8 protein-coding genes and 6 tRNA genes are annotated in these 13807 nt (G+C 61.1%); 5 read left to right on the top strand and 9 right to left on the bottom strand.

The annotated features are described in order from the left end of the window. Positions 1-169 precede the first annotated feature (169 nt). From LCW13_RS01670 to LCW13_RS01655, 4 genes are all read left to right on the top strand, one after another. Positions 170-256, top strand: a tRNA-Leu gene (locus LCW13_RS01670). A 123-nt stretch (positions 257-379) separates the two neighbouring features. Beyond that, a tRNA-Leu gene (locus tag LCW13_RS01665) sits at positions 380-466 on the top strand. A 42-nt stretch (positions 467-508) separates the two neighbouring features. After that, positions 509-595 (top strand) — tRNA-Leu (locus LCW13_RS01660). Between the two features lie 100 nt (positions 596-695). After that, positions 696-782, top strand: a tRNA-Leu gene (locus LCW13_RS01655). A gap of 287 nt (positions 783-1069) precedes the next feature. Here the strand turns inward: LCW13_RS01655 and LCW13_RS01650 are convergent. Next, on the bottom strand, positions 1070-1936 hold the full coding sequence (locus tag LCW13_RS01650) for a DNA/RNA non-specific endonuclease (RefSeq protein ID WP_225347493.1): 867 nt from the start codon (positions 1934-1936) through the stop codon (positions 1070-1072). A 448-nt stretch (positions 1937-2384) separates the two neighbouring features. Between LCW13_RS01650 and LCW13_RS01645 the strand changes: the two genes are divergently transcribed. Beyond that, a complete protein-coding gene (locus LCW13_RS01645; RefSeq protein ID WP_043334757.1) occupies positions 2385-2702 on the top strand; it encodes a high-potential iron-sulfur protein in 318 nt (105 codons plus the stop codon). Positions 2703-2893: 191 nt separating this feature from the next. Here LCW13_RS01645 and LCW13_RS01640 read toward each other — a convergent pair whose 3' ends face one another. The 8 genes from LCW13_RS01640 to LCW13_RS01605 form a co-directional block, all read right to left on the bottom strand. Continuing rightward, a complete protein-coding gene (locus tag LCW13_RS01640) occupies positions 2894-4459 on the bottom strand; it encodes a SpoVR family protein (protein WP_052384722.1) in 1566 nt (521 codons plus the stop codon). Positions 4460-4542: 83 nt separating this feature from the next. After that, positions 4543-5826, bottom strand: coding sequence for a YeaH/YhbH family protein (locus LCW13_RS01635; protein WP_043334759.1), 1284 nt, complete (start codon positions 5824-5826; stop codon positions 4543-4545). A 97-nt stretch (positions 5827-5923) separates the two neighbouring features. Further along, complete coding sequence (locus LCW13_RS01630; protein ID WP_043334761.1) at positions 5924-7846, bottom strand: PrkA family serine protein kinase; 1923 nt, start codon at positions 7844-7846, stop codon at positions 5924-5926. Positions 7847-8550: 704 nt separating this feature from the next. Further along, on the bottom strand, positions 8551-9636 hold the full coding sequence (locus LCW13_RS01625) for a threonine aldolase family protein (RefSeq protein ID WP_052384721.1): 1086 nt from the start codon (positions 9634-9636) through the stop codon (positions 8551-8553). A gap of 199 nt (positions 9637-9835) precedes the next feature. Beyond that, a complete protein-coding gene (locus LCW13_RS01620; RefSeq protein ID WP_084589529.1) occupies positions 9836-10909 on the bottom strand; it encodes a 1-aminocyclopropane-1-carboxylate deaminase/D-cysteine desulfhydrase in 1074 nt (357 codons plus the stop codon). A gap of 203 nt (positions 10910-11112) precedes the next feature. Continuing rightward, positions 11113-13140 carry an NADPH-dependent 2,4-dienoyl-CoA reductase gene (locus LCW13_RS01615; protein ID WP_043334766.1) on the bottom strand — a complete coding sequence of 676 codons (2028 nt, stop codon included), beginning with the start codon at positions 13138-13140 and terminating at the stop codon, positions 11113-11115. 470 nt (positions 13141-13610) lie between these two features. Further along, positions 13611-13687: transfer RNA gene (locus LCW13_RS01610), tRNA-Asp, on the bottom strand. A gap of 4 nt (positions 13688-13691) precedes the next feature. Next, positions 13692-13768: transfer RNA gene (locus LCW13_RS01605), tRNA-Val, on the bottom strand. Between the last annotated feature and the right edge of the window lie 39 nt (positions 13769-13807).

Below are 13807 nucleotides of genomic sequence, written 5' to 3'. Positions count from 1 at the left end.
GCCAATTGATGAGCTTCATCTGTCTGTTCTCTGTCTGTCCTCTGTCTGTCCTCTGCCTGTCTTCTGTCTTCCCTCATCAAGCGAGAGAGGCTTTCTGCGGCTCGCTCAGCAGGACATGAAAGAAAAAGCTTGCATTCCCGCAGTACATCCGTATTATTCGGCACCACTTGCCCAGATGGCGGAATTGGTAGACGCGCTAGCTTCAGGTGCTAGTGTCCGTATGGACGTGGAGGTTCAAGTCCTCTTCTGGGCACCAATTTCAGGTTTCATGTTGGCGTGACACACGTTAAGATGGATACCAGAAAACGGGTAAAGCATTTAAGTTTCAACAACTTGACTGCTGATCCGGGTCTGCGGACCGAAACGAGTTCTGATGTCTGCCCAGGTGGCGGAATTGGTAGACGCGCTAGCTTCAGGTGCTAGTATCCGTAAGGATGTGGAGGTTCAAGTCCTCTCCTGGGCACCACGGACGTCAGACTCACAACGAACGACCCCTGTATCGCGCTTCGCCCAGATGGCGGAATTGGTAGACGCGCTAGCTTCAGGTGCTAGTATCCGTAAGGATGTGGAGGTTCAAGTCCTCTTCTGGGCACCACGATGCGCACTCGAACAGGGAACATGGCATCCACTACCAAGGATTTCATGCTCGTTCAGCTGCAAGACTCAGCTCTTGAGACTTCAGCACACAACTTGATGCCCAGATGGCGGAATTGGTAGACGCGCTAGCTTCAGGTGCTAGTGTCCGTATGGACGTGGAGGTTCAAGTCCTCTTCTGGGCACCATCAAATTGATATCCGATGCATCCTCGCAGCGCCTGCTGCTCACATCGCGATACTCTCCCTCGCTATATCCTGACTGACTCACCCTCTTGTTTTGCTCAGACCCACAGCGCCCTGCGTTGTCTTTCGCATGTCGCGAAGAAAATACCGCCCTCCTCATGCGCAACTTGTCCACACCCATTACTACGCCTGGCGCTGTGGATAACTCTTTTCAGCTGCACCCCTTCAGTCGGCACCTGTCCGCCGAACTCCTTCAGTACGTTCCTGTCAGTCGGACCTTGGCAGCGCGCTCAGTAACGTGATGGCGTACGACTGAAACTGTCGACCTGCCAGCCATCGCGCACGACTTGCGCCTCGAGGCGCTGCTCGACGTCATCGGGAAGCTCATGGAAGAAGTCCAACCCTGTCAGAGACTCGATGCGATCGATGCTGACCAGAAAACGGTCCAGCGGCTCATCTCCCCTCACCTGCTGCGGGAAGAGAAAGGCCAGCGCACGCGGTGCCTGCCGACCCGAGCCGGGCGAGATGATGATCTTGTAGAAGGCATCGGGAATCTCGATCAGATTGGGCAGCCGCTCGATACTGCCGCTGAAGACCGGCCCTGCCGTGATCCATAGTGCGCCTTCGCGCGGAAGGATGCTGTCCATGATGGCGGCTTCCAGCCGTTGCCAGAGCTTGCGATTGAGCGCCGGTGTCTGTGGCGAGATATTCGTCATGCGAAAGGTCTGATGCTGCGCCTTGACGCCGTAGATCTTGCCGATGGCGTAGTTGGGCGCCAGGTGTCCGCGGTCGTAGCCACTGTTGCGATAGCTATCCGGCGTGACGGGCCACAGCGAGCGCCAGTCGCGCTCGAACTCGTCAGGACGCTCCCCCAGCCGCGACCCTTGAGTATTCTCGAGCCGCCATGTCACCCACAGCGGGTTGGCGCGCAGATCAGACCAGCCCACCAGATAGGCATCGCTGCGCAAGCCGCGCGCCAGCGTCTTCCAATCCAGTGCACGCGCCTGCGGCACGCCCTGCCAGACGTAGAACTGCTGGTAGTCGCGCTCCTGCCACCACCAGAGCCCACCCCCTACCAGTGCAAACACCACGCTGACCCCGAAGCCCCGCCACAGCTTGCGGCCGGCCGAGCGAATATCGTCCATCACATCCAGCATCCCGCCATTTCCTTCTTGTCGTTGCAGTTACCTCGGCAAGGCATGCATCCATCATTTCGCCATGGCTCGCGGGCCACAGCGACGTCATTCACGTTCCTGCGTCGATTCCATCATGCCAGAGTTCTGCCAGCGAGGCTGACGGTTGCCCCAACTCAAGCCACAATAAGCAGGCAGCACCCGCTTGATGCACCATCGGCGAGCAGAGACCTCCTGACAAATCTGCCCGAATACTGATGGCGCAGAACCTGACCACATGTTCAGTATCTGGCATGCCATCTGCATCCATGAATGCCAGCAAGCGGTCAGCAATGCCACACAGAGTACCCATCAAGGTGCCGGTGGCACCCGCGACACTGCAACGACTGACATGCAAGCGCCTCCTGACAGGCGAGCCGTGACCGCAGCACATCCCGACGGTTGTGCTCCATTGATGAGAAGGAATCCGACCATGGCCAATCAGAGCCGCCGTAACTTCATGCGCAATAGTCTGCTGGGGCTCGCTGCCCTGCCGCTGGGCGCCGCCATACTCTCACCCCGCGCCCTTGCCGCCGACCTGCCGCGACTGGATACCTCCAATCCGCAAGCCAAGGCGCTCAACTACGTGGAAGTCGCCAGTGAAGCCAAGGACCACCCCGCCTTCAAGCCGGGTTCGGACTGCGCCAACTGCATGTTCTACAAGCCCGAGAACGAAGGCTGCCAGCTTTTCCCAAGCCATAGCGTCGAGCCGAAGGGCTGGTGTCAGTCCTGGACCAAGCGCCCGGCCTGAGGTGCGCAACCGGAACCCTCTGGCTGAGAGCACGAGCATGAGCACGAGAGCCGATTGAGACAAGAAAACCGCCGCGAGGGTGTCCTCACGGCGGTTTTTTCATGCCTGCCTTATGCCGATTGCGCGCCGGTCAGGGCTGGCATCCTCTCGGCACCCCCCTCGATCCGCCATGAGCGTCACCTGACGCCCTGTCAGCCGGGATTGGCATCCTCCGGCAGTGGCCACTGGTAGCGCCTTGCCACCTCATCGTTCTCCATCGACTCCAGATGGACAGGAAAGCCCCACAGCTGATGCAGATAGCGCATCACGGGGTAGACGCTGCGCGCCAGCGGGCGCCGATCATCCTGCACATGGCGCAGGGTCAGCGAGCGATCACCGCGAATGTTGGCGGCCCACACCTGGATATTCGGCTCACGGTGGCTCAGTGCGTACTGTACGCACAGCGCCTCACGAATGCGCTTGTAACCACGACTGTCGTGAATGGCGTCGATGACGAGATGCTCATCGCTGTCGTCATCGACCAGCGAGAACAGCTTGAGATCCCGGATCACCTTGGGCGACAGGAATTGCTGGATGAAGGACTCATCCTTGAAGTTGCGCATCGCGAAGTGCACCGTTTCCAACCAGTCGCTGCCGGCGATATCCGGGAACCACTCACGATCCTCATCGTCGGGGTGCTCACAGATACGCTTGATATCGGTGAACATCGCGAAGCCCAGCGCATAGGGATTGATGCCGTTGTAATGCGGGTGATCGAAGCCGGGCTGCTGCACCACCGAGGTATGCGACTGCAGGAACTCGAGGATCACGCCCTCGCCGATCAACCCCTCATCGTAGAGCTGATTCATGATGGTGTAGTGCCAGAAACACGCCCAGCCCTCATTCATCACCTGCGTCTGGCGCTGCGGATAGAAGTACTGCGCCAGCTTGCGCACGATACGCACCAGCTCACGCTGCCAGGGCTCCAGCAACGGGGCATTCTTCTCGATGAAATAGAGCAGGTTCTCCTGCGGCTCCGGCGGATAGCGGCCGCGGCGATGCAGACCGAGAGGATCATTGACCTCATCGATCACCTCATCCTCTTCGCCCGCCTGGGGGATCGTGGTCCACAGCGCATTCACCTGGGCCTGCAGGTAGGCTTCACGCTCCTGCTGACGCTGGACCTCCTCTTCCGGCGAGATGGCCGAAGGGCGCTTGTAGCGATCCACGCCATAGTTCTGCAGTGCATGGCAGGCGTCGAGCAGCTGCTCGACGGCGTCCACGCCATGACGCTCCTCGCACTCGGACACGTATTTCCGCGCGAAGACGAGGTAGTCGATGATCGCCGAGGCATCCGTCCAGGTGCGGAACAGATAATTGCCCTTGAAGAAGCTGTTGTGGCCATAGCAAGCATGCGCCATGACTAGAATCTGCATCATCAGGGTGTTCTCTTCCATCAGATAGGCGATGCAAGGGTCGGAGTTGATCACCAGCTCATAGGCCAGCCCCATCTGCCCTCGCCGATACGCCTGCTCCACCGACAGGAACTGCTTGCCGAACGACCAGTGATGGTAGCCGACCGGCATGCCGATGCTGGCGTAGGCATCCATCATCTGCTCGGACGTGATCACCTCGATCTGGTTGGGGTAGATATCCAGCTTGTACTGCGCGGCGATGCGCGCGATCTCGCTTTCGAAATGCTCGAGCAATTCGAAGGTCCAATCCGACCCGCTGGCCGGCTGGGTGTCTTCCAGCCGGCTATCGATGCGCTTGCTCATTCGGTCATCAAGACCGCCATCAAGACCATGACTCATGAGGCCTCCTGGCCCGGCGCGACTGCCGGGCACGTCGCATGATGTGATCAGGCGCTGATGCGGCGCTTGAACAGCTCGCGGAATACCGGGTAGATATCGCCTGCCTCGACGATCTGCTGCATGGCAAAGCGTTCCGGAAATTCCGCCTCGACCCGCTCGTACTCCTCCCATAGCGCCTGATGGGCATGCGGCGTGATCTCCACATAGGCGTAGTACTGCAGGCGCGGCATCAGCTTCTTGATCATCAGTTCGCGACAGTTGGTGGAATCGTCATCCCAGTTGTCGCCATCCGAGGCCTGCGCCACGTAGAGATTCCACTCGCCGGCCGGATAGCGCGATTCGATCACCTCATCGAGCAGCGTGAGGGCACTGGATACGATGGTGCCGCCGGTCTCGCGGGAGTAGAAGAACTCCTCCTCGTCGACTTCCTTGGCAGCGGTGTGGTGACGGATGAAGACCAGCTCGACCTTCTCGTAGTTGCGCTCCAGAAACAGATACAGCAACAGGAAGAAACGCTTGCCGATGTCCTTGTGCGCCTGGGTCATCGACCCCGAGACATCCATCACGCAGAACATCACCGCCTTGTTGGACGGCATCGGCTGATTGATGAGGTGGTTGTAGCGCAGATCATAGGTATCGAGGAACGGCACCGCCTTGAGGCGCGCCTCGAGCCGCTCGATTTCCGCCTTGAGCTCACTGATGCGCACCTTGTTGCGCAGCACCGGGTCCTTGCGCTCCTCCTGCTCCAGCGCTTCGACAGCCTCCTTCAGCGCCCGCTTGATCGGGGAACGCATCGCGATGCGCCGCGCCTGCGCTGAACGCATCGAGCGCACGATGTTGATACGTGCCGGTGTACCGTCACGCGCGATCCCCGCGCGCACCGGACGCACCTCTTCCATGTCCGCGATCTGCTTGCGTTCCAGATGCGGCAGTTCCAGCCCGTCGAAGACGAACTCGAGAAATTCCTCACGCGACAGGGTGAAGGCAAAGTCATCTTCCCCCTCGCCCTGGTTGGAGGCCTGGCCCTCGCCACTGCCACCTCCCCCACCACCGCCACTGGGACGGCGCATGCGGTCCCCTTCGACAAATTCCTTGTTGCCGGGATTGATCACACGCCGCTTGCCGCCCTGTCCGTGCTGGAAGACCGGCTCGGAAATGTCACGCGTCGGAATGGAGACTTCCTCGCCGCGCTCCATGTCGGTGATGGAGCGCCGATTGACGGCATCCTCCACCGCCCGCTTGATATGACTGCGATAGCGCCGAATGAAGCGCTGTCGATTCACTGCACTCTTGTTGCGTGCATTGCTGCGTCGATCAATGAAATAACTCATTCGCCCTCCTTGCCGGCCCCGCCCTCAGCGGATGGCCGGATGGCAAGTGCCGGCGGCAATCGTGCCCGCCGGCAGGCCTGTCGTCAGTCGGCAGGGCTTACTGCGACTTGCGTACGCGCAGATACCATTCGGACAACAGGCGCACCTGCTTCTCGGTGTAGCCGCGATCCACCATGCGCGCCACGAAGTCCTCGTGCTTGCGCTGGTCGGATGCCGAGGCCTTGGCATTGAAGGAGATGACCGGCAGCAGCTCTTCGGTATTGGCGAACATCTTCTTCTCGATCACCGCACGCAGCTTCTCGTAGGACTGCCAGCTCGGGTTGGTACCGTTGTTCTGCGCCCGTGCGCGCAGCACGAAGTTGACCACCTCGTGACGGAAATCCTTCGGGTTGGAGATGCCCGCGGGCTTCTCGATCTTCTCCAGTTCCTCGTTGAGTGACTGACGGTCCAGCAGTTCGCCGGTCTCGGGATCGCGATACTCCTGCTCCTGGATCCAGAAGTCGGCATAGGTCACATAGCGATCGAAGATGTTCTGCCCATACTCGGAATAGGACTCGAGGTAGGCGGTCTGGATCTCCTTGCCGATGAAATCGACATAGCGGGGCGCCAGGTATTCCTTGATATAGCGCAGGTAGCGCTCGTGGGTTTCCTTGGGCAGCTGCTCCTGATCGAGGCGCTGCTCCAGCACGTAGAGCAGATGGACCGGGTTGGCCGCGACCTCACTGGCATCGAAGTTGAAGACCTTGGAGAGAATCTTGAAGGCAAAGCGTGTCGAGAGCCCATCCATCCCCTCGTCGACACCGGCGCTATCGCGGTATTCCTGGATCGACTTGGCGCGCGGATCGGTATCCTTGAGGTTCTCGCCATCATAGATGCGCATCTTCGAGTAGACGCTGGAATTCTCCGGCTCACGCAGACGCGACAGCACGATGAACTGGGACAGCATGCGCAGCGTATCCGGGGCACAGGGCGCCTGATTCAGCGACGAATGTTCCAGCAGCTTGGCGTAGATCTTGACCTCCTCGGAGGCGCGCAGGCAGTAAGGCACCTTGACGATATAGACGCGATCGAGGAAGGCCTCATTGTTGCGATTGTTGCGAAATGCCTGCCATTCGCTCTCGTTGGAGTGCGCCAGCACCACGCCATCGAAGGGAATCGCGCCCATGCCTTCCGTCGGGTTGTAATTGCCCTCCTGGGTCGCGGTCAGCAGCGGATGCAGCACCTTGATCGGCGCCTTGAACATCTCGACGAATTCCATCAGCCCCTGGTTGGCCTTGCACAGCCCGCCGGAGAAGCTGTAGGCATCCGGGTCGTCCTGGGCATAGAGCTCCAGCTGACGGATATCGACCTTGCCGACCAGCGCGGAAATGTCCTGGTTGTTGTCATCGCCCGGCTCGGTCTTGGAGATACCGATCTGATTGAGGCGCGAGGGGTAGAGCTTGACCACGCGGAACTTGCTGATATCACCGCCATATTCCTTGAGGCGCTTGGCGGCCCACGGTGACATGGCACTGCGCATGCAGCGCTGGGGAATGCCGTACTCCTTCTCGATCAGCTCGCCATCTTCCTCCGGCGAGAACAGCCCCAGCGGAGACTCGAAGACCGGCGAGCCCTTGATGGCATAGAAGGGAATCTGCTCCATCAGCAGCTTGAGACGCTCCGCCAGAGACGACTTGCCGCCGCCCACCGGGCCGAGCAGATACAGGATCTGCTTGCGCTCCTCCAGTCCCTGCGCCGCATGCCGGAAGTAGGAAACGATCTGCTCGATAGCCTCTTCCATGCCATAGAACTCGGCAAAGCTTGGATAACGGCGGATCAGCTTGTTGGAAAAGATACGGGAAAGACTGGGGTCCTTGGCGGTATCGATGACCTCCGGTTCACCGATGGCCGCCAGCATGCGCTCGGCAGCGCTGGCGTAGGCAGTAGTGTCCTGCCGGCACAACTCCAGGTACTCCTGGAGACTCATCTCTTCTTGCTGAATCCGCTCGTAGCGGCTCTGCACGTGATCGAAGATGCTCATGGAAGCCTCCTTGTCGCGACATCAGTCGCTGGGACCATCGCCGGGCCCACTCAGGTAAGACCGCAAAATTCGTTCGTCCGCTCAGCCTGAAAAGCGTACGCAGGACGACTGCCTCGGCGTGTTTATCAGCATAGGTCGATATAGGGTGCTGGTGTCCAATACAGTGAATGAATGCATTCAACGAACTTTCCGCCGGCGGAGCCAGTTCTGCCAAGCACCGCAGGATCTACGGCAGCCAGTGGGTCAGCAGACACTTCGATGGCGCCTGAACACCTCTGACAACGCGTTGAAGAAAGCTTCGAAAGACGCGAAAACTCGACCAATGCTTCTGCTGTCGCGGGTGATTCACTCATGTCATGTTGCACTGCAGCACACCTTGAGCATAGGAACAGACTGACGGTTGACGCCAGTCACTCTCACGCCCAGACGACACTGCATACCAGCCAGTCGAGCAAGAATGGCCGCGCCCACACTTCACTCCCGACCACCTCCGCCACGCTTCATACAGCCTCCTGGCTCACCACAAAGACCATAAAAACAACGACTGGCGACGAAGTGGCTACCAACCTGATCAGACTCTTGCCTCAGTCACGCATGACGTTGACAAGACCGGACAACCGGCCACAAAAAAAATCCCCACCGCCGGGGCGATGGGGATCTCGAGGGAGGCGCTCACGCCTTCGGGACTGCCTGAATCAGGAGACTCACAGCACGTCGCGAATATCCTTGAGCAGGGCGTCGAGCAACTCGGTGGTGGTGTTCCAGGAGCAGACGAAGCGTGCGCCACCCGCACCGATGAAGGTATAGAAGGTCCAGCCACGCTCACGCAGTGCCGCCAGCACATGCTCGGGGAAGCTGGCGAACACGCTGTTGGCCTCGCCGGGGAACAGCAGCTCGATTCCCTCCAGCGCCTCGAGACGCTCGGCCAGATACTGCGCCATGCCGTTCGCATGGCGGGCGTTGTTCAGCCAGACATCATTTTCCAGCAGCCCCATCCAGGGCGCCGCGATGAAGCGCATCTTGGAGGCCAGCTGACCGGCCTGCTTGCAGCGGTAATCGAAATCGCGTGCCAGCTTGCGATCGAAGAAGATCACCGCCTCCCCCATGGCCAGACCATTCTTGGTGCCGGAGAAGCACAGCACGTCCACACCCGCCTTCCAGGTCAGCTCAGCCGGCGAGACATTCAGCGCGGCGCAGGCATTGGCGAAACGGGCGCCATCCATATGGATCTGCAGATCATGACGGTCCGCCACTTCACGAATCGCCTGCAGCTCTTCCAGGCTGTAGACGGTGCCGACCTCGGTGCACTGGGTCAGGGAGATCACGCGCGGACGCGGATAGTGGATATCGCTGCGCTTGGTGACCAGCTGCTCGATGCCTTCCGGCGTCAGCTTGCCGTTGGGGCCCGGCGCGTTGAGCAACTTGGAGCCGTTGGAGAAGAACTCCGGCCCGCCGCATTCATCGGTCTCGATATGGGCCAGTTCGTGGCAGATGACACTGTGGTAGGACTGGCACAGGTGGGCCAGCGACAGGGAGTTGGCGGCGGTGCCATTGAAGACGAAGAACACCTCACACTCGGTCTCGAACAGCTGACGGAAGCTGTCGGTGACCTGCTGTGTCCAGCGGTCATTGCCGTAGGCGAGATCATCATCACGATTGGCCTGCATCATGTACGCCATCGCCTCGGGACAGATACCGGACGTGTTGTCACTGGCCAGAAAGCGTGAAGTGCACGCTTCATCGGCAGCAGAGGTCGCAGCGGGGGTCGGGGCAATGGCGTCAGTCGTCATGGGAATTTCCAGAGCGGGACAGGGGATCACCCTGTCCGGTGAAACAGACACGGCTCCCGGATGGCAGGAGCCGCTGCAGAAACTCCATCATAACAGCGCTGCACGCCGCCGCCAGTGGCAGGTGAAGGCTGCACGCAAGCCACCGGAGGGCGCCTCGCGAGAGGAGACGAGCCAGATGACACTCGCCTCGCCAGCACCCTCAGATGGCCTGCAACGCCGGATAACCTCGCCGCCCCTGCAAGCCCCCGCTGTGCAGCACGCGAATGCGCGTACCGCGTGCGATCAGACCATTGGCCAGATGATGCGCCAGCGCCGCAAACAGCTTGGCGGTGTAGACCGGCTCCACCGCAACGCCGGTCTCGGCCTCGAAGCGCTGAATGAACTGGATCAACCAGTCAGGCGCCTTGGCAAAGCCGCCGGCCTGCGCCCCCAGCCACAGGCCCCACTCCGGCGTCTTCTGCTGGCTGCCGCCACTTTCCGCCAGCAGGCGACGCACACGATGATAGAGCTGATCGCCATGATTCATGGTCGGCACCCCGATGACCCGCAGCCCATCGCGCTCGCCCAGCGCACTCAGCACCCCGGCAAGCGTCGTGCCGCTGCCACAGGCCAGCAGCACCAGCTGCGGCGCAGATTCGCCCGGCACCGGCTCGGCCAGCGCCTGAGCCAACGGCGCCAGCCCGGCGACGCCTTCCACGCAACCGCCACCCTCGGGAATCCATACCCCCTCGCCATGGCGCCTGGCAAAATCAGGCTGGTCGCGCTGCCGGTACTCGGCTCGCGAGACGAAACTCAAGCGCATGCCATTGTCGCGCGCATCGGCGAGCGTGGGCGTCAGCGGCGCTTCGGGATGCCCGCGCACCAGGCCATGCGTCTCGATGCCCAATCTGGCACCCGCCGCCGCCAGCGCATGCAGATGGTTCGACCAACCACCCCCACAGCTGATGATGCCCCGCTTCTCGCTCAACGCCCTGGCCAGCGGCAGACGCAACTTCCAGGCCTTGTTGCCGGAAATCTCGCTGTCCAGCGTGTCGGCGCGCAGGCACTCGACGATCACACCGGCCTCATCGGCCAGCGGCCACGCCAGGCGCTCGACCGCTGGCGGCGTGAACAGATCCATCAGGCTGTCCAGTGTCTCGGCTACCGGCGGGGAGGCGGCCAGCGATGATGAAGTCCGAGCATCCTCCCTGTGAGGCGGCAAAGGACTGTCCTCGGTGTCCGGCATCAGAGCCTCAGCGGTGGCATGGCGTGAGGCGGCAGCGTGCGGTGACATGAGCAGATCCCATCGTGGCGGCAAGGCAGAGATCAGAGCGCATCGAGCCGCTGGCGCGGCGCCCGAGGCAAACTCTGAAGACGACAAAGCCACCACGGAGGCACATGCAGCAAAGGCACGGCGTCCGCGGTGGCTTCCATCAGTCTAGGCAGTGGTCAGGCTCAGCTCAACGCTGAATATCCCCATGCGTGATCGCGGTCAACTCAAAGGGCAGCGGCCGCCATGGTGCCCTGCGCGATCGCGCGCTTGGCATCCAGCTCTGCCGCCTTGTCGGCGCCACCGATGATATGCAGCTCCACCCCCGCCGCCTCCAGAGGCGCCTTGAGCTCCAGCACCGAATCCTGCCCGGCGCACAGCACGATGCTGTCCAGAGCCAGATGCTGCTCTTCGCCATTGAGGCTGACAGTCAGGCCTTCGCTGTCGATCGAGCGATACTCACAGCCGGCGACCATCTTGACGCCACGCTGCTTGAGGGTCGCGCGATGCACCCAGCCAGTGGTCTTGCCCAGCCCCTTGCCGGGCTTGGAAGTCTTGCGCTGCAGCAGCCACACCTCACGAGGCGCCTGCGGCACCACGGGTGCCTTGAGGCCGCCAGGCGTGCTGACCGAGAGATCCACCCCCCACTCCTCGCACCACAGCTCACCATCCAGCGAGGGCGACGGCTCGACGTGAGTCATCAGCTCCGCGACATCGAAGCCGATCCCGCCAGCCCCGATCAACGCCACGCGACGCCCGACCCGCTCCGGCGCACTGATCGCCTCGGCATAGCTGAGCACCTGCCCCCGCTCGATACCGGCTTCGACACCCTCGATATCCGGCGTCCGCGCCTTCACCCCCGAGGCCAGAATCACGGCATCGAATTCCGCCAGCATCTCGGCGGTGGCGCGAGTATTGAGACGCACCTCGACCCCACAACGCACCAGCTTCTCGTTGAAGTAACGCAGTGTCTCGTCGAACTCTTCCTTGCCGGGGATGCGGCGCGCGAAATTGAACTGCCCACCCACCTCGGACTGCGCCTCGAACAGCACCACCTCGTGACCACGCTCTGCCGCCGTCACGGCGGCAGATAACCCCGCAGGACCTGCGCCCACCACTGCCACGCGGCGCTCATGTCGCGCAGGCTCGATCACCATCTCGGTTTCATGGCAGGCACGCGGATTGACCAGACACGAGGTCAGCTTCATCTGGAAGGTATGATCGAGACACGCCTGATTGCAGGCGATGCAGGTATTGATGATGGCAGCATCGTCCGCTCTGGCCTTGCTGACCCATTGCGGGTCCGCCAGGAACGGTCGCGCCATCGACACCATGTCGGCATGGCCCTCGGCCAGCACCGACTCGGCAACCTCGGGCATGTTGATGCGATTGGTGGTGATCAGCGGCAGACTGAGCTCCTGCTTCATGCGCTGGGTCAGCCCGGTGAAGACAGCGCGCGGCACGCTGGTGACGATGGTCGGCACACGCGCCTCATGCCAGCCGATGCCGGTATTGATCAGGCTCGCCCCTGCCGCCTCGATGGCCTTGCCGAGCGCGACCACTTCCTCCCAGGTGCTGCCCTCATCGACCAGATCCAGCATCGAGAGGCGATAGATGATCAGAAAGTCCTCACCCAGCGCGGCACGGATACCGGCGACGATCTCCACCGCCAAGCGGATGCGATTCTCGAAGCTGCCCCCGTACTCATCCTCGCGCTGATTGGTGCGCCGACAGATGAACTGGTTGATGAAATAGCCTTCCGAGCCCATCACCTCGACGCCGTCATAGCCGGCCTCGCGGGCCAGGCTGGCGCAGCGCACGTAGTCAGCAATCTGCTCCTTGACCTCTGATGTGCTCAGCGCGCGTGGCGTGAAGGGGTTGATCGGCGCCTGAATCGCCGAGGGCGCGACCTGATCCGGCGAGTAGGCATAGCGCCCCGCATGCAGAATCTGCAGACAGATGCGCCCATCCTCGGCGTGCACCGCCTCGGTGACCTCACGATGGTGCTCCGCCTCCTCCGGGGTGGTCAGCTTCGCGGCCCCCTGCATGACAGCCCCTTCCGCGTTCGGCGCGATACCGCCCGTGACGATCAGCGCCACCCCGTGGCGTGCACGCTCACGATAGAACGCCGCCAGGCGCGCGAAGCCATCGGGAGTCTCCTCAAGCCCCGTGTGCATAGAGCCCATCAGCACACGGTTCTTGAGCGTGATGTGGCCCAACGTCAGCGGACGGAAGATATTCGGATAGGCAGTCATTGCGGTCTCTCCTTGGCTGTCTCGAGCCCCTCGGACAATCATTGTTATATCGCGCCGCCGCCACTCTCATCAGCAACACTCACTGAGTCATGGTCGTCAGTAACAGGTTGTCAGGACATCAACGACTGATGACAGATGGCAAACGGTCGTATGAAACGAGTGATCCCAGTGTAGAGCATCGCGCCATGGGCTCAATACTCCCAAAGGCCACATTGCGAATGACATCAGTGATGACATCAGAGAGGTGAGCAACCGCGCAGGACACCCATCAACGGGAAAGAACGAAATGTCGTGATGTGCCCATGGAAGGCCGACAAGCCTGGAGCATGGCCAGGTCGAGAAGAGAGAAGAGGAAAGAGGCAAGGACAGGGAGACAAGCGGGCCGGGCCAGTACAGAAGACTTTCCGACAGCCAGAAACGCAAAAACCCGAGCTCGAAAGCTCGGGTTTCACGAATTCTATGAGATCGAATGGCGGACCGGACGGGACTCGAACCCGCGACCTCCGGCGTGACAGGCCGGCATTCTAACCAACTGAACTACCGGTCCGCATTGGTGGGTGATACTGGATTCGAACCAGTGACCCCAAGCATGTGAAGCTTGTGCTCTAACCAACTGAGCTAATCACCCAACACAAACGATCTTTGCTGCAAGCAGCGGTGATATCTC

Source organism: Cobetia amphilecti (genome assembly GCF_020217465.1).
Classification (GTDB): domain Bacteria; phylum Pseudomonadota; class Gammaproteobacteria; order Pseudomonadales; family Halomonadaceae; genus Cobetia; species Cobetia amphilecti.
The sequence above is the reverse complement of the archived record's forward strand: the minus strand, read 5'-3'. Positions and strand labels throughout refer to the sequence as shown.

Excerpts from the sequence above, each read along its gene's own strand:
- LCW13_RS01615 (WP_043334766.1), bottom strand. The coding sequence starts at position 13,140 with ATGACTGCCTATCCGAATATCTTCCGTCCGCTGACGTTGGGCCACATC.
- LCW13_RS01620 (WP_084589529.1), bottom strand. The coding sequence starts at position 10,909 with ATGTCACCGCACGCTGCCGCCTCACGCCATGCCACCGCTGAGGCTCTG.
- LCW13_RS01645 (WP_043334757.1), top strand. The coding sequence starts at position 2,385 with ATGGCCAATCAGAGCCGCCGTAACTTCATGCGCAATAGTCTGCTGGGG.
- LCW13_RS01630 (WP_043334761.1), bottom strand. The coding sequence starts at position 7,846 with ATGAGCATCTTCGATCACGTGCAGAGCCGCTACGAGCGGATTCAGCAA.
- LCW13_RS01635 (WP_043334759.1), bottom strand. The coding sequence starts at position 5,826 with ATGAGTTATTTCATTGATCGACGCAGCAATGCACGCAACAAGAGTGCA.
- LCW13_RS01640 (WP_052384722.1), bottom strand. The coding sequence starts at position 4,459 with ATGAGCAAGCGCATCGATAGCCGGCTGGAAGACACCCAGCCGGCCAGC.
- LCW13_RS01625 (WP_052384721.1), bottom strand. The coding sequence starts at position 9,636 with ATGACGACTGACGCCATTGCCCCGACCCCCGCTGCGACCTCTGCTGCC.
- LCW13_RS01650 (WP_225347493.1), bottom strand. The coding sequence starts at position 1,936 with ATGCTGGATGTGATGGACGATATTCGCTCGGCCGGCCGCAAGCTGTGG.